Here is a 19,502-nt window from a genome sequence, read left to right on the forward strand (position 1 = left end):
CATCACCGGCCGCATGGACGGGGACGGTCTTTTCTTTCCTGCCGCGAATGGCGCATGATGGGCAAAAGTTCGCTCAGGAGGAAACGACGATGCCGCAAGGTCAACCCGATACGCGCACGGCCCGCATTTCGGCCGAGGAGGCGCTGGCGCTCCATGCCACGGGCCGGCCGGGCAAGCTCGAAACCCGCCTCACCAAACCGCTCGCGACAGCGCGCGATCTCAGCCTCGCTTATTCGCCCGGGGTCGCTGAGCCCTGTCTGCAGATCGCGAAAAACCCGGCGCTGGCCTATGATTATACCACCCGCGGCAACATGGTCGCGGTGATTTCGAACGGCACCGCGGTGCTTGGCCTCGGCAATCTCGGGGCGCTCGCGAGCAAGCCGGTGATGGAGGGCAAGGTCGCGCTCTTCAAGCGCTTCGCCGATATCGACGGTATCGATCTCGAACTCGCAACCGAAGATGTCGAGGAATTCGTCAACGCGGTGCGTTTTCTCGGCCCGAGCTTTGGCGGCATCAACCTCGAGGACATCAAGGCGCCGGAATGTTTCGTGATCGAGCAGAGATTGCGGGAATTGATGGATATTCCGGTGTTTCACGACGATCAACACGGCACCGCGATCGTTGCCGCCGCCGGACTGATCAATGCCTGCCATCTCACCGGGCGCGAATTGCGCGACGCGAAGCTCGTCATCAATGGCGCCGGCTCCGCGGCGATCGCCTGCGCCGAGCTGGTCAAGGCGATGGGCATGCGGCCGGAAAATGTCATTCTCTGCGACACCAAGGGGGTTATCTATCAGGGCCGCAGCGAAGGTATGAATCAATGGAAATCGGCGCACGCGACGGCGACCTCGGCGCGCAGCCTGAGCGAAGCGCTGGACGGGGCGGATGTGTTTTTCGGGCTCTCCGCCAAGGGGGCGATGACCAAGGAGATGGTGCGCGCGATGGCGCCGCGGCCGATCATCTTTGCGATGGCCAACCCCGATCCGGAAATCACCCCGGAAGAGGCCCGCGAGGCGGCGGCGGATGCCATCATCGCCACTGGACGCAGCGATTATCCCAATCAGGTCAATAATGTTCTTGGATTTCCCTATATCTTTCGCGGCGCCCTCGATGTCCGGGCGCGTACCATCGACGAAGGGATGAAGGTCGCCGCCGCCGAAGCTTTGGCGCAGCTTGCGCGCGAGGACGTCCCCGACGAGGTGCATTCGGCCTCCGCCGGCGGGCGACTTTGTTTTGGCCCTGACTATATCATTCCGAACGCCTTTGACCCCCGCCTGATCTCACGCATTCCCCCGGCGGTGGCGCGGGCGGCGATGGCGAGCGGGGTTGCGCGGCGGCCGCTCGCTGATCTGCGTCGTTACGCAAGAGAATTATCCGGTCGTCTCGATCCGACGGCGAGCGCACTCGATGCGATCATGGAACGTGTTCGCGCGAGCCCCTGTCGTGTCGTGTTCGCCGAGGGCGAGGAGGAAAAAATCGTGCGCGCGGCGGTCGCGTTCCGCAATGCCGGCTATGGCACGCCGGTTCTGATCGGCCGCGAGGCGCGGGTTCTCGCCACCATGGAGACGCTCGGGCTCGGGCAGGTCGAAGGAATCGAGATCCACAATGCCCGGCTCTCCGGCGCCAATCAGCGCTATGCCGAATTTCTCTATCAAAAATTGCAGCGGCGGGGATTTCTCGCACGCGACTGCCAGCGCATGGTGAACCAGGATCGCAATATCTTCGCCGCCTGTATGGTGGCAACCGGCGATGCCGACGCCATGGTGACCGGCGCCACCCGTTCGACCTCTGTCTGCATGGAGGATATCGGCCACGTCATCGAGCCGGCCGCGGGTCGGATCGCCTTTGGCCTCACTTTGCTACTCACCAGCCGCGGCGGCACGATTTTCATCGCCGATACGCTGCTCCATGAGCGGCCGAGCCCCGAGCAACTGGTTGGCATCACGCTCGGCAGTGCGGCGGCGGCGCGAAGCCTGGGCCATGAGCCGCGCGTTGCCTTGACGTCACACTCGACCTTCGGCAATCCGATGCACCCGACGGGGCAGGCGATCCGTGATGCCGTCGCGATGCTCGACCGGCGCGGCGTCGATTTCGAATATGACGGCGATATGAGCCCGGATGTGGCGTTGGAGCCGAGCTTGCGGGCGCTTTATCCGTTCTGCCGCCTGACCGGGCCGGCCAATGTGCTGATCATGCCGGGCTTGCATTCGGCGCACATCGCCTCTCGGCTGGCGCCCCGGGTTGGCGGCGGCAGCACCATCGGGCCGCTCCTCATTGGGCTCCAACACGCGGTGCAACTCCTGCCGATGGATGCGTCCGTCAGCCAGATCGTCGATATCGCGACGTTGGCGGCGCATCAGGCGTTGGAGCTGCGGCGGTAAAGGGACGCAAAAGCGCGTGAAAGCCCGGGCGACTGATATCAGTCGTCGCCGACGGCCTCGTTGTCGTCCCGGGTGAGGAGTGCGACGATCCCGTCGAGCTGATCGAGTGAGCGATAATGCAGGCGGACAGTGCCGCCCTGGCCATTGAAAGCGATATCGACGCGAAGGCCGAGGCGTTCGGCGAGCGTTTGCGCCAGGGCAGCGGTCTCGGGATCGTGCGGCTTGGCCGGCGGTGCGTTCACGCCCGGGGCGATGGGGGCGCGCTGTTTGGCGAGGGCCTCGGTCTGGCGAACATTGAGCCCGCGTGCGATCACCAACAGGGCTGCTTTTTCCGGGTCGGGGTGAGCGAGCAGTGCTCGCGCATGGCCGGCGGAGAGGCTGCCGTTGCGCAGTTCGCCAAGCACCGCGGCAGGAAGATTGAGCAGGCGAAGAGTATTGGCGATATGGCTCCGTGACTTGCCGACAGACCGGCCGAGATCATCCTGCGTGAGGCCAAATTCATCGAGCAGCCGGCGGTAGCCTTCGGCCTCTTCGATGGCGTTGAGATCCTGGCGCTGAAGATTTTCGACCAGCGCCACCATCATCGCGTCATTGTCGGAGAGATCGCGAATGAGGGTTGGCACCTCGTGGATGCCGGCGATTTGCGCGGCGCGCCAGCGGCGTTCTCCGGCGATGATTTGATAGCGCCCTTGCGCCGCCGGATCAGGGCGGACGAGCAACGGCTGCAGCACGCCTCGCGCCGCGATCGAGGCGGCGAGTTCCTGGACACCCTGCGGGTCGATGGTTTTGCGCGGCTGAAACGGCGAGGGGATAAGATCCGCGACCGACAGGATGTGCACTAAGCTGCCGTCTGCACGATTTTGCGACGTCGCGCCATCACCGAGCAGGGCAGCGAGGCCACGCCCAAGGCGGGGGCTGGTTTCCTTTGCGCTCATGGCGAACTCGTGTCCCTGTTTTGGTGGCGCGCGGCAAATTCCTCGGCGAGGCGCAGGTAAGCCACGGTGCCGGCGGAACGTGGATCGTAGGTCAGAACCGGTTTGCCATGGCTCGGCGCTTCGGAGATACGGATATTGCGCGGGATCACCGTCTCATAAACCTTTTCACCAAAAAATCCCCGCGCGTCCGCTGCCACCAGGTCAGAGAGGTTGTTGCGCCGGTCATACATGGTGAGCACGATGCCATCGAGGCGTAGGCCAGGATTGAGCGAGCGGCTGACGCGGTCAATGGTGCGCGTGAGCTGGCTTATGCCCTCCAGCGCGAAAAATTCGCATTGCAGAGGCACAAGCACGGACTCGGCGGCGACTAACCCATTCAGCGTCAGCAAGCCAAGGCTCGGCGGGCAATCTATGATGATAACGCGGTAATGCCCGCTCTCGCGAAGCGGCGCGAGAGCCTCGCGCAATTGATATTCGCGGCGCGCCGCCGCTGCCAATTCGATTTCCGCGCCCGCGAGGTCAGGGTCGGCAGGAATGAGCGCAAGATTGTCGATATCGGTCGATTGGATCAGATGTTCCGGCGTATCGGCATGAGCGAGCAATGCGTAAGTGCCGCCGCGCCGCGCGGCACGTTCGAGGCCGAGACCGGTGGATGCGTTGCCTTGCGGATCGAGATCAACCAGGAGGACGGATTGGCCGGCGGCGGCGAGCGCGGCGGCGAGATTGACGGAGGTGGTTGTCTTGCCGACGCCGCCTTTTTGATTGGCCACCGCGACGATGAGCGTTCGACCCTGCCGGGGCGTGGCCGAGGGGTTAGGCGTTAGGGTAGGGGAGAGAACGGGCACGCGTGACCCCGCTGATCTGAAGAATGGTCCCGGAGGGATCAGTTCGGCTTGGGTGGCAGATGACCTCCATCTGCCATCGATGGCGAGCGGCCGTCAACTCGGCCGCGGCGTTTCGGCCTTTATGGAAAAAGCAGGCGCCGTCGGGGGCGAGTTTGGGGGCGGCGAGAGCAAGAAGCGTCGTGAGCGGAGCAAGACCGCGCGCGGTGATTAGGCGCAACGGCGGAAGTGTCACGGCTTCGATTCGTTTGGGATGGACGGTGATCATAGCGCCAGTTGCCTGCGCGGCTTCGATCAGGAAGGCGGATTTGCGGGTATCGGATTCGATGAGATGAAACGGGCGATTCAGTGCGATGGCGAGTGCCAAGCCGGGAAATCCGCCGCCGGAACCAAAATCCGCCGCCGGGGGGGCGATGTCGCGGAGAAGCGGCATGATTTGTAGGGAATCGAGGACATGGCGGCGCCAGACGAAGGTTTCGTCGCGCTGTGATATCAAGCGGATGGATGGGGACCAGCGAAGAGTGAGAGCAACATAGGTCTCTAGCCGCGCGAGGGTTTCACGTGAAACGCCAAGCTGCGCCAACATTTCGCGGTCAGCGCGTTTCACGTGAAACGGAGCGTCGCTCATTGCCGGCGGACGGCGGCAAATAACGCCGCCATCGCCGCCGGCGTCATGCCCTCGATCCGCGCCGCCATGCCGAGAGTTTCAGGGCGAATAAGGCTGAGCTTTTCCCGCAACTCTCCCGAGAGCCCGCCAATCCGCGCATAATCGACCGCGTGTCCAAGTGGCACGCTTTCCTCTTTGCGGAAGCCGCGAATCTCGGCCGACTGCCGGGCCAAATACCCGGCATATTGCGCTTCGACGCGCAATTGCTCGACAACACGGGGATCGAGCGCCCCGAGCCAGGGGAATAGGCCGACGCACGCTTCGAACGAGACACCAGGCAGGCCAAGGAGCGCCAAAACCGATCGCCGGCATCCATCCGCTCGGACGGCAATGCCGCGCCGCGCCAATTCCGCTGGCGTCGCCCCCTCTGCTTCAGCGCGCGCACGGGCCGCCGTGACGGCATCCAAATAAGCCTCGAACGCCCTCCGACGTACCGTTCTCACGCACCCCCAAGTGATCCCCTTCGATGTTAGCCGCAAATCGGCGTTATCCGCGCGCAACGTGAGCCGATATTCCGCCCGCGAGGTGAACATCCGATAGGGCTCGGTAACCCCTTGGGTAATCAAATCATCGATCATGACGCCGCTATAGCCGTCCGCCCGGTCGATCGCCACGCCGCCCAGCCCGCCGGCATATCGTCCGGCATTAATGCCGGCTAGCAGACCTTGCGCCGCCGCCTCCTCATAGCCCGTAGTTCCGTTGATCTGTCCGGCGAGAAAGAGGCCCCGCACCGATTTGACTTGCAAGGTCGGGTGAAGGGCGCGCGGATCGACGTAATCATATTCCACGGCATAGCCGGGTCGTAGCATGCGAACTTGTGCAAGCCCGGGGATCGTCCGCAGAAAGGCGGTCTGTACGTCCGCGGGCAGGCTGGTCGAGATACCGTTCGGATAGATCGTCCTGTCGGCGAGGCCCTCCGGCTCGAGAAAAATCTGATGGCGCTGCCGATCCGGAAAGCGGACGATCTTGTCTTCGATCGACGGGCAATAGCGAGGCCCGCGCCCGGCGATCTTGCCGCCATAGACCGCGGACCGCGCCAGATTGGCGCGAATGATTTCATGCGTCGCCGGCGTCGTCGCGGTCAGATGGCAGACGGTTTGCGGGGTGGTAATCGCTTGGGTGAGGGTGCTGAAGGGAAGTGGTGGGTCATCACCATGGTCCACCGCGAGTTCCGACCAATCGATGCTGTCGCCGTCCAGCCGCGGCGGCGTACCGGTTTTCAGCCGCCCCATCGGCAGACCCAGGCGCTGCAGCGTCAACGCCAGCCCCACCGCTGGGGCTTCGCCCATCCTGCCGGCTGGGGTCTGCACCGCACCGATATGGACGAGGCCGCGCAGAAACGTGCCGGCGGTCAAAACCACCGCGCTACAGGCGATATGCGCGCCATCGCGGGTGGTGACACCCTGAACTTGCTGGCGGTCGTCGAGAATGAGATCGCTGACCTCGCCTTCGCGGATCTCGAGAGCGTCATATGCGGCCAGTAATTCTTGGATGGCCTGACGATAGAGCGCCCGGTCGGCCTGCGCCCGCGGGCCGCGCACGGCTGGACCCTTGCTGCGGTTGAGCAGCTTGAAATGGATGCCGGCGCGGTCGATCGCCGCACCCATCAACCCGTCGAGCGCGTCGATCTCGCGCACGAGATGCCCCTTGCCGATGCCGCCGATCGCTGGGTTGCAAGACATCTCGCCGATCTTCTGCCGGTCATGGGTAATGAGCAGGACACGCGCGCCGACCCGTGCCGCCGCCGCCGCCGCCTCACACCCCGCGTGGCCGCCACCGACCACCACCACGTCAGGCTTCATCCCCGCATCCTCATCGTACCGATCAGGAGGTTAGGTATCCCGATCTATTTCCCGATGCAAAAGCGGGAGAAAATTTCGCCGAGGATCTCCTCGACCCCCCAGCGCCCAGTCACGCGCCCGATCATCCGCAGCGCGATCCGCAACTCCTCGCCGCGCAGCTCCTCGCTTGGCTCCGCCATCGCCCGGGTCAGCGCCGCAAGCGCCGCCTCGAGCGCGGCGCGATGACGGGGGCGGGTCAAGGGTGGCGGGCCGGTGCGCGCGGTGAGCCGGCGTCCGGCGGCAATCAAGGCATCCGACAGCCGCTCCAACCCCTGCCCGGTCAGCGCGCTCACGCCGATCGCATCGCCGATATCGCGCCCCGACGCGAGATCGAGCTTGTTCGCGACCAAGATCACCTCGCCGGCGTGCGGCATAGCTGCGGCGTCCAATACCGCTTCCGGCTGAGAGGCGTCGTGCATGGCGAGCACGATATCGGCCTCGGCGGCGCGGGCGCGGGCACGACGAACGCCCTCGGCCTCGATCCGATCTTCGGTTTCGCGCAGCCCCGCGGTATCGATCACCGTCATCACCATGCCGCCGAGCACCAGCCGTGCCTCGAGCGCGTCGCGCGTCGTGCCCGGAAGATCGGAGACGATGGCGACATCGCGCGCCAACAAGCGATTGATCAAGCTCGATTTGCCAACATTGGGTGGACCGATGATGGCGATCCTGAGCCCTTCCCGGGTGCGCTCGCCGCGACGATTATCGTTGAGATGCGCCGCGATCTCCGCCGCCAAGGTCGCCATCTCCGTTGCCAGCCGGCGCGCGACATCGGCCGGCAGATCCTCGTCCGGGAAATCGATGAGCGCCTCCTGCTGTGCCAAAACCCGCATCAGCCGTTGCGACCAATCCTCATAGAGCGCCCCGAGCGCCCCCTCCATCTGCCGCAAAGCCTGACGTCGCTGCTCGGCGCTTTCCGCCTCCACGAGATCGGCAACCGCTTCGGCCGCGGTCAGGTCCATGCGACCGTTGAAAAACGCGCGGCGGGTGAATTCTCCGGCCTCGGCTGGCCGCGCGCCGGCCGCGATCAACGCCTCCGCCACCGCCTCGATCACCGCCGGGCCGCCATGCAGATGCAGCTCCGCGCTATCCTCGCCGGTATAGGTGCCGGGGCCGGGAAGCCAGAGCGCCAGCGCCTGGTCCAGCGTCTCGCCGCTTGCATCTCGAACCCGCCGCAAGCTCGCGCGGCGCGGTGGTGGCCGGCGGCCGCAGAGCGCATCGAGCAACGCCCCGCTCTTCTCGCCGCTGATCCGCAGAACCGCGACCGCCGTGCGGCCGCCGCCGGAGGCGAGGGCGAAGATCGTGTCCTCGTGTTCCGCCAACGCCGCGCCTCTATTCGTTCCCTGCCGCTGGCAACATCAGCGCCTGCACCCGTTTGCCATCACGCACATGGCTTTCCAGCACGCGGTCGATATCGGCCGGGGTCGCGATTTTATACCATACCCCCTCTGGGTAAATGACGAGGCAGGGACCAAGCTCACAGCGGTCGAGACACAACGCACTATTCACCCGAACCCCGCGCAGCCCCATCTCTTTGGCGCGTGCCTTCATATAATCGCGCAGCCGCTCTGACCCCTTGGCCGCGCAACTGCCGCGCGGATGGCCCTCGGGCCGCCGGTTGCAGCAAACAAAGAGATGGGCGGAAAAATAGAGCGGCGGATCATCCGCCAGACGGCCTGCCATGATGTCGAGATGTCCCTGCCTCCGCCGCGCCGACAGCCGAGCAGCTTGCGCTTATCTAGCGGATGGTATGAACTTTCCAAGGCGCGCGCGGGAAGGGAAAAGACGTTCTTTTTTGAAAAAAAGAACCAAAAAACTTTTCCCCGATGAGTGGTGCCTGCGGCGCCACGGCGCCGAGACGTAAAGGAAAAACATTGTGGCCCAATCTGGTAACCAGCTTCGCCAAGCGCGTTCCCCCTATCTGCTCCAGCACGCCGATAACCCCGTCGCCTGGCGTCCCTGGGGTGAGGCGGCGCTGGCCGAGGCGCGGGTGAGCGGACGGCCGATCCTGCTTTCCATCGGCTATGCCGCTTGCCACTGGTGCCACGTCATGGCGCATGAATCGTTCGAGGATCCGGCCATAGCGGCGCTGATCAACCAGGCTTTCGTCGCCATCAAGGTCGATCGCGAGGAGCGCCCGGACATCGATCATCTCTATATGCAGGCGCTGCACGCGATGGGCGAGCAGGGCGGCTGGCCGCTCACCATGTTCCTGACGTCGGACGGCGCGCCGTTCTGGGGCGGCACCTATTTTCCGCCCGAGCCGCGCTGGGGCAAACCCTCCTTCCGGCAGGTGCTGGAAGCGCTCGCGCGCGCCTGGGAACAAGACCGCGCGGCGATCGCCAAAAGTGCCGCAAGCCTGACCGGCGCCCTCGCCGCCATGGCCCGCGCCCATCCTGGCGGCGCCATCGCGCCGGACGCCATCGCGCGCGCCACGGACCGGCTTCTCGCCGCCTGCGATCCGATCGAGGGCGGGCTCCGTGGCGCCCCGAAATTTCCCAACGCGCCGATTTTCCGCTTTCTCTGGCAGCAGGGAATGATCGGCAACGCGGCGAACGGCATCGCCGCGGTCACGCTTTTGCTCAAAAAACTCGCGGCCGGCGGCATCCATGATCATCTCGGCGGCGGCTTCGCCCGCTACGCGACGGACGCCATCTGGCTCGTCCCGCATTTCGAGAAAATGCTTTACGACAACGCGCAAATTCTCGACCTCTTGAGCCTCGCCGCCGCCCGCGCGCCAGACCCGCTATTGGCCGAGGCGGCCTCCGGCATCGCCGCTTGGCTCGCGCGTGACATGCGGGTCGCCCTGCCGGGCGGCCACGCCTTCGCCGCCTCCGAAGATGCCGATAGCGAGGGCGAAGAGGGGAAATTCTATGTCTGGCGCGAAGCCGAGATCGATGCCGTGCTCGGCGCCGAAAGCCCGGCGTTCAAAGCCGCCTATGATGTGACGGCAGACGGCAATTGGGAGGGGCATACCATTCTCCGCCGCGTCACCGCGCGCGGCAGCGAAGAGGACGAAGCGCTTCTCGCACGGGCGCGCGAGCGCCTTCGCGCCCATCGCGCGCGCCGCATCCGCCCAGGGCGCGATGACAAGGTGCTGGCCGATTGGAACGGCTTGATGATCGCCGCCCTCGCCGGCGCGAGCGCGGTGTTTCACCAGCCCGCCTGGCTCACCGAGGCCGAAACCACCTATCGTGCCATCATGACGAACCTCGCCGATCATGATGGGCGGGTTGCGCATGCCTGGCGAGCGGGAGAAGTTTTCGCCGCCGGCCTGCTGGACGATCAGGCGGCGATGGCCCGCGCCGCGCTTGCGCTTTTCGAGGCGACCGGCGATCCCGCCTATCGCGCCGACGCCGAACGCCTCGCCGAGGTTGCGCTCCATTGGTTCGGCGATGGCGCCGGCGCCTATTACGCGACCGCCGCCGACGCGACGGATATCCCGCTCGGCGCCGACATCCGCCCCCGCATCGTCGCCGATAACGCGACGCCCTCGGGCAACGGCCTGATGGCGGAGGTTTTCGCCCGCCTCTATCACCTTACCGGCGCGGCACTCTGGCGCGAGCGGGCGGAGGCGCTATTGGCGGCTTTCAGCGGTCGGGAAGAGATGCTTCAGGCCTGCCCGACCCTCCTTGCCGCCGCAACCTTGCTCGCCGAGGGCGGGACGATCATCGTCACCGGCCGGCCCGACGACCCGGCTCGGGCGGCACTCCTCAACGTCGCCCGCGCGAACCCCGACCCAACCCTGAGTGTGCTCGCGATCGGCCCCGAGACCGCGCTTTCGCCCGACCATCCGGCTTTCGGCAAAGCCGCCGACAAAGCGGCGGCGATGCTCTGCCGCCGCCAGACCTGCGGCCTTCCCGTCACCACGCCTGCGGCGCTTGTGGCGCTGATAACGGGATAGGGCGAGGCCAAGGAAAGACGTTCTTTTTTGAAAAAAAGAACCAAAAAACTTTTCCCTGGGGCCGCGCCGGTGGCACGGCCCGGTTTGCTCAGGCCGCGCGGCGGCGGCGGGCGAGGAAGGCGCCAACAGCGCCGGCGGCAAGCAGAGAAAGGCTCGCCGGCTCCGGCACATTCGCCGGTGGCAGACCGGCCTGGGCATAGGCAAGAACGTCGATGCCGTTCCCAGAAGTCCCAGTTTGCCCATTGGTGCTGAGGCTTGAGAAATCGGCTAGCCCGGAACTTTCCTGGACATCGAAGGAAATCTGATAATTATCACCGACCGTGGTCGCGATGGTCTGGCTGATCGCGTCATAGGCCCCAACGGCGCCATCACGCCAGCAATCCCCGCCGCCAACGCCGCACCCGGCGCTAACCACGCCCCCGAAGCTCGCACCATAGACATTGGCATAAGTCCAGCCAATCGGCGTCAAACTGTTCCCGTTATCGCTATAGGTGCCACCACTGAAATCGCCGTTGGTGAGAAGATTGACGCCATTGCCGGCGGTCAGATTGATCACCGAGGCATCCGAAAACGAGATAAACGCCGGATCATCGCGGAAAGCAAAGGTGATGGCGGTATTTGCGACACCGGCAGTGAAATCCACCGAATAGCCTTGCGGCGCGGCATAGGGGATGGGCTGGCCATTGAGGTCGAGAATGGCACCCAGGGGGGGCGGCTCGTTGTTTTGCGCATGCGCCGCACCCGCCATCAGCAACAGCGCGGCGGGGAAGAAGACGAGCGCCCGGCGCAACGACATCGCAGTGCCTTTCCATGAAAACCCAATTCGACGTGACAAGCGTGACTCAAATTTAACGATTTGTAAATCTAAAAATGCGGGCGCAAGATCCAATTTCGCGGCTTTTCGCCGCCATTCCCTTCGGCGCCGCCTATGCCGCGTGATTGCCGGCGGCGGGCACGCGGGCGCTTGACAAGCGACGCCGGCGGGGCTCGCATCCCGCCTCGTTCGCTGCCGCGGGCCAAGATGTGGAGGAACACGTAAGCGATGCCGCAGCTCTCATTGCACACGCCGATCGGCGACCTCACGCTTTCCGAGGAGGAAGGCGCGCTGGTGGCGCTCGATTGGGGCTGGGGGCGCGATCAGGCGGAGACACCGCTCCTTCGCGCGGCGCGTGCGCGGTTGCAGGATTATTTCGATGGCTTGGCCTCGGCGGCGGATTTCGATCTGCCGCTCGCGCCACACGGCACCGCCTTTCAGCGCCGCGTCTGGGGCGAACTCCGCCGCATTCCGTTCGGCGCGACCCGCACCTATGGCGAACTCGCGACGACGCTGCGAAGCGCTGCCCGCGCCGTCGGCCGCGCCAATGGCGCCAATCCGCTGCCCATTCTCATCCCCTGCCATCGCGTGGTGGCGGCGGGCGGATTGGGCGGCTATTCCGCCCCGGACGGGCTTGAGACCAAGACCTGGCTGCTCGACCATGAGCGGCGCCTGAGCCAATCCCTTCCTTCCGGCATGATCGCCGGGCATTGACGGAGATCGAGATGACGCACGCGATCCGTATTCACACCCATGGCGGCCCGGAGGTCATGCGCTGGGAGGAGGTACCCTTGCCCGAGCCCGGGCCGGGCGAGGCGCGGGTCCGCCACGAGGCGGTCGGCCTCAACTATATCGACGTCTATTACCGCACCGGGCTCTATAAATCGCCCACCATGCCGGCGACGCTGGGCATGGAAGGCGCCGGCGTGGTCACCGCGGTCGGGCCGGGGGTTACCCATCTCGCGGTTGGCGATCGCGTCGCCTATGCCTCGGGGCCGATCGGCGCCTATGCCACCGAGCGCTCGATCGCCGCCGACCGGTTGGTCAAGCTCCCCGATGGGATCGATTTCCGCACCGCCGCGGCGATGATGCTGCAAGGAATGACGGCGCAATATCTCCTGCGCCGCACCTATGTCGTCAAACCCGGTGATACCATCGTCGTCCACGCCGCTGCCGGCGGGGTGGGCCTGATCATGTGTCAATGGGGGAAACATCTCGGGGCGCGGGTGATCGGCGTGGTTTCAACCCCGGCGAAAGCCGAACTCGCCCGCGCGCATGGCGCCGCCGAGGTGGTGATCGGCTATGAGTGCCTGCCCGCGGAGGTCAAGCGCATCACCGGCGGGGCGATGGTGCCGGTGGTCTATGACAGTATCGGCAAGGACAGTTTCATGGCGAGCCTCGACAGTCTCGCGCCGCTCGGGCTGATGGTGAGCTTCGGCAATGCCTCCGGCCCCGCAGGGCCGATCGATGTCGGGATGCTCGGCGCCAAGGGCAGCCTCTATCTCACTCGCCCCAGTCTCGCGACCTACACCGCGAAACACGCCGATCTCGAGCGGAGCGCGCAAGACCTGTTCGACGTGGTCCAAAGCGGCGCGGTGCAGATCATGGTCAATCAGACATTTCCCCTGCGGGAAGCCGAAGCCGCGCACCGGGCGCTAGAGGCCCGCCAGACCACCGGCAGCACGGTTTTGCTGCCGTAAGTCGAAAATGAGAAGGGTTCTTTTTTGAAAAAAAGAACCAAAAAACTTTTGTCCGTTGGGCAGTGCCGCAGGCACTGCCCATGCCGAGGTATTGGCAACTCCGAGAAAACGGGACAAAAGTCTTTTTGCTTCTTTTTCTTCAGAAAAAGAAGATCCTGCCTTTGCCTTCCGGCGTCCTCACGGCAGGTTCAATGCCGGAAATGGCGCATGCCGGTAAACGCCATGGCGATGCCGGCGGCGTCGGCGGCTGCGATCACTTCGGCATCGCGAACCGAGCCGCCGGGCTGGATCACCGCCGTTGCCCCCGCCGCGATGACCGCTTCCAGCCCGTCGGCGAAGGGAAAGAACGCGTCGGACGCGGCCACACTGCCGGCCGTGAGCGGCGCCGCCAAGCCCGCCGTTTTGGCCGCTTCGGCGGCCTTCCAGGCGGCGATGCGGGCGCTATCGACACGGCTCATCTGCCCGGCGCCGATCCCGACCGTCGCCCCCGCCTTGGCATAGACGATGGCGTTCGATTTGACGTGCTTGCAAACCCGGAAGGCGAACAGGAGATCGGCGATTTCCGCGGCGGATGGCGCGCGCTTCGTCACGATCGTGAGGTCATGTGCCGTGATCCGGCCATGATCGCGGGTCTGGGCGAGAAACCCGCCGGCGAGCGATTTGACCAATATCCCCGGCGCGCCGGGATCGGGCAAGCCGCCGGTAAGCAAGAGGCGGAGATTTTTCTTTCGCGCCAAAATCGCCTGTGCCTCGGGGGTGGCGTCGGGCGCGATGATCACTTCGGTAAAAATCGCGGCGATCCGCGCGGCGGCCTCGGCATCGAGCGGGCGGTTCGCGGCAACGATGCCGCCGAAGGCCGAGACCGGATCGCAGGCGAGCGCCCGCTCCCATGCCGCCGCCAGCGTCTCGGCGCGCGCAACCCCGCAGGGGTTCGCGTGTTTGACGATCACCACCGCCGGCTCCTCGAACTCGGCGACGCATTCGAAGGCGGCATCGGTGTCGTTGAGATTGTTGTAGGAGAGTTCCTTGCCCTGGATCTGCCGCGCGGTCGCGACCCCGGGGCGCTCGTTACTGCGATAAAATGCCGCCGCCTGATGCGGGTTTTCGCCGTAGCGGAGGGTTTGCGCGCGGACGCCGCTTAGCGTCAGGCGCGCGGGGAAGGTTTCGCCGCGCGCAAACCAGGCGGCGATCGCCGCGTCATAGGCCGCTGTCCGGGCGTAGGCGGCGCCGGCAAGCGCGACGCGGGCCGCGCGCGGCAAGCCGCCATGCGCCGCAATCGCCGCGATCGCTTCCGGGTATTGCGCGGGATCGGTGAGCACGGCGACGAACTCATGGTTTTTGGCCGCCGCCCGGATCAGCGCCGGGCCGCCGATATCGATGTTTTCGACGCAATCTTCCGCTGACGCACCGGCGGCGACGGTCGCCTCGAACGGGTAGAGATTGACGACGACGAGGTCGATCGGCGCGATCGCGTGCGCCGCCATCTCGGCCTGATGGGACGCGAGGTCACGGCGGCCGAGAATGCCGCCATGGATCTGCGGCACCAGGGTTTTGACGCGGCCGTCGAGAATTTCGGGAAATCCTGTGTGGTCTGAGACCTCGCGGACGGCGATCCCGGCGCCCGCGAGCGCCCGCGCCGATCCGCCGGTGGAAAGAATTTCGACGCCGCGCGCGGCGAGCGCGCGCGCGAGATCGAGGAGCCCGGTCTTGTCGGAAACCGAGATCAAGGCGCGGCGGATGGGAACGAGATCGGTCTCGCGGGTCATGTCTGCTCTCCGGCTTGGCTCGCGGCGGGATAGACCGAGAGGCCGAGATGCTCAAGCGTGCGCGCGATCACCTTGGCCTCATCATAGAGCGCTTCCGCCCGCGCCCGCGCCGCCGTGCCCATGCGGGCGCGGAGCGCGGCATCTTGGGCAAGGCGCGCAAGCGCTTCGGCGAGCGGGGCGATGGCGCGCGGCGGCACCAGAAACCCGGTCTCGCCATCGATCACCTGCTCGCGCGGGCCGCGGATCGCGGTCGCGACGACCGGCAGCCCGCAGAGCATCGCCTCGATCACCGACATTGGCAGCCCCTCGAAATGGCTGGGCAGGGCAAAAATATCGGCGCTGGCGAGAAGCGCCGGGATATCGGCGCGATAGCCGAGCCGCCGGAGCCGCGCGCCGAGCCCGGCGGCGGCGAAATAGGGCTCGAGATCGGCGCCGTGATCGGTCGCGAGCCGTTCGCCGACCACCCATAATTCCGCATCCGGCACCGCGCGCATCGCCGAGAGCAATTCCGGGTGGCCCTTGTGGCGGACGAGGCGCGAGATGATGATGACGACGACACGATCTTCAGGGACGCCGAGTTCGCAGCGGATCCGCGCCCGCGCCGCCGGATCGGGGTGATAGCGCGCCGGGTCGCGGCCATTGCCGATCGCGATCGGCGCGCGGGCGATGCGAAGCCGCTTGGCATCGGCCGCTTCTTCGGTGGAAACGGTGAAATAGATGTCGGTCACACGCCCGCCGAGCCATTCGAGCATGAGCGCGAGGCCGCGGCGCCAGAGCGGCCCCGGCTGATTGAACAAAAATCCATGGCAGGTATAGGCGATGCGCGGGATGCCAGCGAGGCGGGCGGCAAACCGTGCCAAAAGCCCGCTGATCGGCATATGGCCGTGCACGAGATCGGGTTTTTCCGCCCGCAAAAGCGCATAAAGCGCCCAAAACGCCCGCCATTGCGCCGCCGGCGACAGGCTGCGCGCCATCGGGACGGTGAGGATGCGAAACCCTTCGGCGCGGGCGTCCGCGAGATGCGGCCCCTCGGCGCAGACGCCGATCACCTCGTGCCCGGCCGCGCGCATCGCCCGCATCAAGGGCATCACGAAATGCCAGAGCGCGTAATCGACGCTGGTGATCTCGACGATTTTCACGCGCCGGCCGGCCCACCTTCGCGAAAGGCGCGATACCCGCTGGCGCGCAAGACGCAGGCGGGGCAGGTGCCGCAGCCATGGCCCCATTCATGCCGCGCGCCGCGTTCGCCGAGATAGCAGGTATGGGTCTCCTCGACGATCAGGGCGAGAAGCGCCTCGCCGCCGAGTTCTTCCGCGAGCCGCCAGCTCTCGGCTTTGGAGAGCCACATCAGCGGGGTTTCGAGCACGAAATGCCGGCCCATCCCGAGATTGAGGGCGAGCTGCATGGCCTTGATGGTATCGTCACGGCAATCGGGGTAGCCGGAATAATCGGTCTCGCACATGCCGCCGACGATGCGCCGAAGATCACGGCGCGCAGCCAGCGCCGCGGCCAGCGTCAGAAACAGGAGATTGCGCCCGGGGACGAACGTGTTGGGGAGCCCGTCCGCGCCGAGCGCGATCGCCGCCTCGCTGGTGAGCGCGGTGTCGCCGATCGCCGCCATCGCCGGCCCGAGATCGATCAGATGATCGGCGCCGAGCCGGCCGGGAAACGCCATGGCGGCGAGTTTTTCGCGGATCACCGGCCGGCAGGCGAGTTCCACCGCATGGCGCTGGCCATAGCGGAAGCCGACGGTTTCGACGTAAGGATAGCGCGCCAGCGCGTCGGCAAGGCAAATCGTCGAATCCTGCCCGCCCGAGAATAAGACCAGCGCGTGATCGGCCCGCTCACTCATGGCACCTTCATGCCGCCCTTCGATCCCGCCTGGCAATGCCCTATATCGTGGTGGCATGATGGGTGCGGGAGCGGGCCATGGACCTCGATTTCAGCGAAGACGAGCTGCAACGCTATTCCCGCCATATCCTGCTTGGTGAGGTCGGCGCGATCGGCCAGGCGCGGCTGCGCGCGGCGCGTGTCCTGATCATCGGCGCCGGCGGCCTCGGCTCGCCGCTGCTCCTTTATCTCGCCGCCGCCGGCGTCGGGCGGATCGGCATCGTCGATGACGACCGGGTGGAACTCTCCAATCTCCAGCGCCAAGTCGCGCACACCACGGCGCGGATCGGCGAGGCCAAGACCCGCTCGGCGGCGAAGGCGGCGCGGGCGCTCAACCCGCTCGTCACCATCGTCGAGCACGCAACGCGCTTGGACGCGGACAACGCCCTCGCGCTGATCTCGGACTACGATATCGTTTGCGATGGCTCGGATAATTTCGCGACCCGGTTTCTCGTCGCCGACGCGGCCTTTCTCGCCCGCCGCACGCTGGTTTCGGCGGCGGTCTTGCGCTTCGAAGGCCAGCTCGCGGTCTTTCGCCCTGATGGCCCCTGCTATCGCTGCCTTTACCCCGAGCCGCCGCCGCCGGGCGAGGTGCCGAGCTGCAGCGAGGCCGGCGTGCTCGGCGCCGTTACCGGGGTGATGGGGACGCTGCAGGCGACCGAGGTTCTGAAGGAGATCACCGGCATCGGCGAAAGCCTCGCCGGGCGGCTTTTGCTCTGGGATGCGCTGGCTGCGCGGTTTCGCACCATCGCCTTGCGGCGCGATCCCGATTGCGCGCTGTGTGGCGCGCACCCGACGATCACCGCGCCGCGCGCGGCGGCGGAGAGCGTCTGTGGCGGGTGAGCCGCTCGGGATTCTCCTGCTCGCGGGCACGCATGAGCGGGCGCATTACGCCTTCGTGCTCGCCAGCGGGGCTGCGGCGCTGGGGCGCACGGTCGTCCTGTTCGCGACCAATGACGGCTGCCGCGCCCTCTGCGCCGATTGGTCGGCGCTCGCGGATGCGGCGCGGGATGCGGTGATCCGCGAGCGGGGGGTTGCCGGGTTCGCGGAGCTGCGTGACGCCGCGCGCGAGTTGGGGGTGCGGCTGATCGCCTGCGAGGCGGGTCTTGCCGCTGCCGCGATCGCGCCCGCCGCACTCCTCCCTGGCGTCGAGATTGGCGGGGTTGCGAGTTTTTTCGCCGCCATCGGCGCCGGGCAGATGCTCGCGCTCTGACCGGTTTGCGGTGGTGATGGCCGCGCCCGTGCCACGACGTTCCCCCCGCTCCGGCGCCCTTGTGGCTCGGCGGATGCTATGGCGGCCGGGGCTTTTGCTCGCCGGCCTGCTCGCCGCCGGGTTCGCTTGGCGGTTACTGCCGCACGCGGAGGCCGGGTTCGTTGCCAGCCCAATGGGCGGTGGGGCGTTTCTGCTCGCCGGCGCGGCGGCGGTCGCGATCGGCATGCCGCGCCAGGCGGTGGCGTTCGCCGCCGGCTTCGGGTTCGGCATCTGGCCCGGTATCGCCCTCGCGATGGCAGCGCAAATGCTGGGCTGTGCTGCGAATTATGCTTGGGCGCGGGCGCTGGTGGGGCAGGGGGCGCGCCGATGGCTCGGCGCCGGCCGCGGCGCAGGTCTCGCGCGCCGCCTGATCGCGGCACCGTTTCGCGCGACCCTGATGCTGCGGCTGTTGCCGGTTGGCAATAATCTCGCGCTCAACCTCATCGCCGGCGCCGCCGGCCTTGCCGCCGGGCCGTTCCTCACCGCGAGCCTGCTCGGTTACCTGCCGCAGACGGTGATTTTCGCCCTTCTCGGCGGCGGCGTCGCGATCGGCGCGCCGATGCGTCTTGCGCTCGGGCTCGGCCTTTTCGCCGCCGCCGCCGGGCTTGGCTGGGCCTTCTGGCGGGCTGACCCGAACGCTACTGGAGACGCAGAAGATGCCCGACCGCGCGGATTTCCCCCGGCGTAACCAGCTCGGCCGAGGCGACACGCACCGAGTGGAGCCTTCCTTCGATGTCGCGGCGCCAGAAATCGAGGAAGCGGTGCAAAACCGGAAAGCGTGGCGCAAGGTCGAGATCCTGCCAGATGAAGCTTTGCAGGACGCCGGGATGGTCCGGCATGTGGTAGAGAATTTCGGCGGTGGTCAGGCGATAGTGCCGCAACTGGTTCGAGAGGTTCATGCACGATCTCCGGCTAGGTCTTGACGATCTCCGCCGGCGCCCGCGCAATGGGTCCGTGCGGTGCCCATGATGCTAGCCGAAACGTGCCGCGCTTCAATAAAAAACGTCATGAAATCATAAGCTTATCACTCACTCGGCGAGAGTGCTGCCAAACGCTTGACAGGCCGCGGCAACTCTCCTACATCGCTAGCACTCTCCAAGGGGGAGTGCTAGCAACCGTTGCCCCGCCTGCCCGTGGGGCTGACCTGTTGGCCTAAATTCAACAGAAATTTCAGGAGCGATCCGCATGAAGTTCCGTCCCCTGCACGACCGGGTCGTGGTCCGCCGGCTGAACGCCGAGGAAAAGACCGCCGGCGGCATCATCATTCCCGACACCGCCAAGGAAAAGCCGATGGAAGGCGAGGTCATCGCCGTCGGCCCGGGCGCCCGCAACGAGCGTGGCGAGCTGGTGCCGCTCGATGTCAAGGCCGGCGACATCGTGCTGTTTGGCAAATGGTCGGGCACCGAGGTCAAGCTCGACGGCGAGGAGCTGCTGATCATGAAGGAGTCCGACGTGATGGGCGTGATCGACGGCAGCACGGCCAAGAAGAAAGCCGCCTGACGCGACACCG

Annotated in this window: 19 protein-coding genes; 8 read left to right on the plus strand and 11 right to left on the minus strand. The window is 66.2% G+C overall.

Features of this window, described 5'->3' with window-relative positions; all coding sequences use genetic code 11:
* Nucleotides 1-89: 89 nt before the first annotated feature.
* Complete coding sequence (locus DEF76_RS00240; RefSeq protein ID WP_114913561.1) at nucleotides 90-2,381, plus strand: NADP-dependent malic enzyme; 2,292 nt, start codon at nucleotides 90-92, stop codon at nucleotides 2,379-2,381.
* A 38-nt stretch (nucleotides 2,382-2,419) separates the two neighbouring features.
* Here the strand turns inward: DEF76_RS00240 and DEF76_RS00245 are convergent, their stop codons facing one another.
* Genes DEF76_RS00245 through DEF76_RS00270 form a run of 6 tightly spaced genes read right to left on the minus strand, consistent with a single transcriptional unit; the run spans nucleotide 2,420 to nucleotide 8,349 of the window.
* Entirely contained in the window at nucleotides 2,420-3,316 is an 897-nt protein-coding gene (locus DEF76_RS00245; RefSeq protein WP_114910600.1) for a ParB/RepB/Spo0J family partition protein, read from the minus strand.
* The gene (locus DEF76_RS00250) at nucleotides 3,313-4,095 is read right to left on the minus strand and encodes a ParA family protein (protein WP_240319304.1); all 783 of its coding nucleotides are present in this window, start codon (nucleotides 4,093-4,095) and stop codon (nucleotides 3,313-3,315) included. Before DEF76_RS00250 ends, DEF76_RS00245 begins: the two co-directional genes overlap by 4 nt.
* 34 nt (nucleotides 4,096-4,129) lie before the next feature.
* Nucleotides 4,130-4,765 carry a 16S rRNA (guanine(527)-N(7))-methyltransferase RsmG gene (locus DEF76_RS00255; protein WP_338025763.1) on the minus strand — a complete coding sequence of 212 codons (636 nt, stop codon included), beginning with the start codon at nucleotides 4,763-4,765 and terminating at the stop codon, nucleotides 4,130-4,132.
* A 17-nt stretch (nucleotides 4,766-4,782) separates the two neighbouring features.
* A complete protein-coding gene (gene mnmG, locus DEF76_RS00260; RefSeq protein WP_114910603.1) occupies nucleotides 4,783-6,627 on the minus strand; it encodes a tRNA uridine-5-carboxymethylaminomethyl(34) synthesis enzyme MnmG in 1,845 nt (614 codons plus the stop codon).
* Between the two features lie 44 nt (nucleotides 6,628-6,671).
* Nucleotides 6,672-7,988 carry a tRNA uridine-5-carboxymethylaminomethyl(34) synthesis GTPase MnmE gene (gene mnmE, locus DEF76_RS00265; RefSeq protein WP_114910604.1) on the minus strand — a complete coding sequence of 439 codons (1,317 nt, stop codon included), beginning with the start codon at nucleotides 7,986-7,988 and terminating at the stop codon, nucleotides 6,672-6,674.
* 10 nt (nucleotides 7,989-7,998) lie between these two features.
* A complete protein-coding gene (locus DEF76_RS00270; RefSeq protein ID WP_114910605.1) occupies nucleotides 7,999-8,349 on the minus strand; it encodes a (2Fe-2S) ferredoxin domain-containing protein in 351 nt (116 codons plus the stop codon).
* A gap of 193 nt (nucleotides 8,350-8,542) precedes the next feature.
* Between DEF76_RS00270 and DEF76_RS00275 the strand changes: the two genes are divergently transcribed.
* Nucleotides 8,543-10,570 carry a thioredoxin domain-containing protein gene (locus DEF76_RS00275; RefSeq protein WP_205216062.1) on the plus strand — a complete coding sequence of 676 codons (2,028 nt, stop codon included), beginning with the start codon at nucleotides 8,543-8,545 and terminating at the stop codon, nucleotides 10,568-10,570.
* 88 nt (nucleotides 10,571-10,658) lie between these two features.
* Here the strand turns inward: DEF76_RS00275 and DEF76_RS00280 are convergent, their stop codons facing one another.
* The gene (locus DEF76_RS00280) at nucleotides 10,659-11,366 is read right to left on the minus strand and encodes a PEP-CTERM sorting domain-containing protein (protein WP_114910607.1); all 708 of its coding nucleotides are present in this window, start codon (nucleotides 11,364-11,366) and stop codon (nucleotides 10,659-10,661) included.
* Nucleotides 11,367-11,612: 246 nt separating this feature from the next.
* Between DEF76_RS00280 and DEF76_RS00285 the strand changes: the two genes are divergently transcribed.
* Both DEF76_RS00285 and DEF76_RS00290 read left to right on the plus strand, forming a co-directional pair.
* Entirely contained in the window at nucleotides 11,613-12,098 is a 486-nt protein-coding gene (locus DEF76_RS00285) for a methylated-DNA--[protein]-cysteine S-methyltransferase (RefSeq protein ID WP_114910608.1), read from the plus strand.
* An 11-nt stretch (nucleotides 12,099-12,109) separates the two neighbouring features.
* Complete coding sequence (locus DEF76_RS00290) at nucleotides 12,110-13,084, plus strand: quinone oxidoreductase family protein (RefSeq protein ID WP_114913562.1); 975 nt, start codon at nucleotides 12,110-12,112, stop codon at nucleotides 13,082-13,084.
* Nucleotides 13,085-13,272: 188 nt separating this feature from the next.
* On the opposite strand, the gene purH is transcribed toward DEF76_RS00290, so the two are convergent.
* The 3 genes from purH to queC are packed head-to-tail and all read right to left on the minus strand — an operon-like array spanning nucleotide 13,273 to nucleotide 16,702.
* The gene (gene purH / locus DEF76_RS00295) at nucleotides 13,273-14,850 is read right to left on the minus strand and encodes a bifunctional phosphoribosylaminoimidazolecarboxamide formyltransferase/IMP cyclohydrolase (protein WP_114910609.1); all 1,578 of its coding nucleotides are present in this window, start codon (nucleotides 14,848-14,850) and stop codon (nucleotides 13,273-13,275) included.
* On the minus strand, nucleotides 14,847-15,989 hold the full coding sequence (locus DEF76_RS00300) for a glycosyltransferase family 4 protein (RefSeq protein ID WP_114910610.1): 1,143 nt from the start codon (nucleotides 15,987-15,989) through the stop codon (nucleotides 14,847-14,849). Before DEF76_RS00300 ends, purH begins: the two co-directional genes overlap by 4 nt.
* Nucleotides 15,986-16,702, minus strand: coding sequence for a 7-cyano-7-deazaguanine synthase QueC (gene queC / locus DEF76_RS00305; protein WP_114910611.1), 717 nt, complete (start codon nucleotides 16,700-16,702; stop codon nucleotides 15,986-15,988). Before queC ends, DEF76_RS00300 begins: the two co-directional genes overlap by 4 nt.
* A 77-nt stretch (nucleotides 16,703-16,779) precedes the next feature.
* On the opposite strand from queC, the gene DEF76_RS00310 reads away from it, so the two are divergent.
* The 3 genes from DEF76_RS00310 to DEF76_RS00320 all read left to right on the plus strand — a co-directional run bounded on the left by DEF76_RS00310 (nucleotide 16,780) and on the right by DEF76_RS00320 (nucleotide 18,680).
* A complete protein-coding gene (locus DEF76_RS00310; protein WP_114910612.1) occupies nucleotides 16,780-17,583 on the plus strand; it encodes a HesA/MoeB/ThiF family protein in 804 nt (267 codons plus the stop codon).
* Nucleotides 17,573-17,953: a DsrE/DsrF/DrsH-like family protein gene (locus DEF76_RS00315; RefSeq protein WP_205216231.1), complete on the plus strand. Its 381-nt coding sequence runs from the start codon at nucleotides 17,573-17,575 to the stop codon at nucleotides 17,951-17,953. Before DEF76_RS00310 ends, DEF76_RS00315 begins: the two co-directional genes overlap by 11 nt.
* A 73-nt stretch (nucleotides 17,954-18,026) precedes the next feature.
* Nucleotides 18,027-18,680: a TVP38/TMEM64 family protein gene (locus DEF76_RS00320; protein WP_162800407.1), complete on the plus strand. Its 654-nt coding sequence runs from the start codon at nucleotides 18,027-18,029 to the stop codon at nucleotides 18,678-18,680.
* Here the strand turns inward: DEF76_RS00320 and DEF76_RS00325 are convergent.
* Entirely contained in the window at nucleotides 18,631-18,891 is a 261-nt protein-coding gene (locus DEF76_RS00325; protein WP_114910615.1) for an usg protein, read from the minus strand. The genes DEF76_RS00320 and DEF76_RS00325 overlap by 50 nt on opposite strands.
* 286 nt (nucleotides 18,892-19,177) lie before the next feature.
* Between DEF76_RS00325 and groES the strand changes: the two genes are divergently transcribed.
* Nucleotides 19,178-19,492, plus strand: a complete 315-nt coding sequence (groES, locus tag DEF76_RS00330; protein ID WP_114910616.1) for a co-chaperone GroES — start codon at nucleotides 19,178-19,180, stop codon at nucleotides 19,490-19,492.
* Nucleotides 19,493-19,502 lie beyond the last annotated feature (10 nt).

This window comes from Acidibrevibacterium fodinaquatile, assembly GCF_003352165.1.
Taxonomy (GTDB): domain Bacteria; phylum Pseudomonadota; class Alphaproteobacteria; order Acetobacterales; family Acetobacteraceae; genus Acidibrevibacterium; species Acidibrevibacterium fodinaquatile.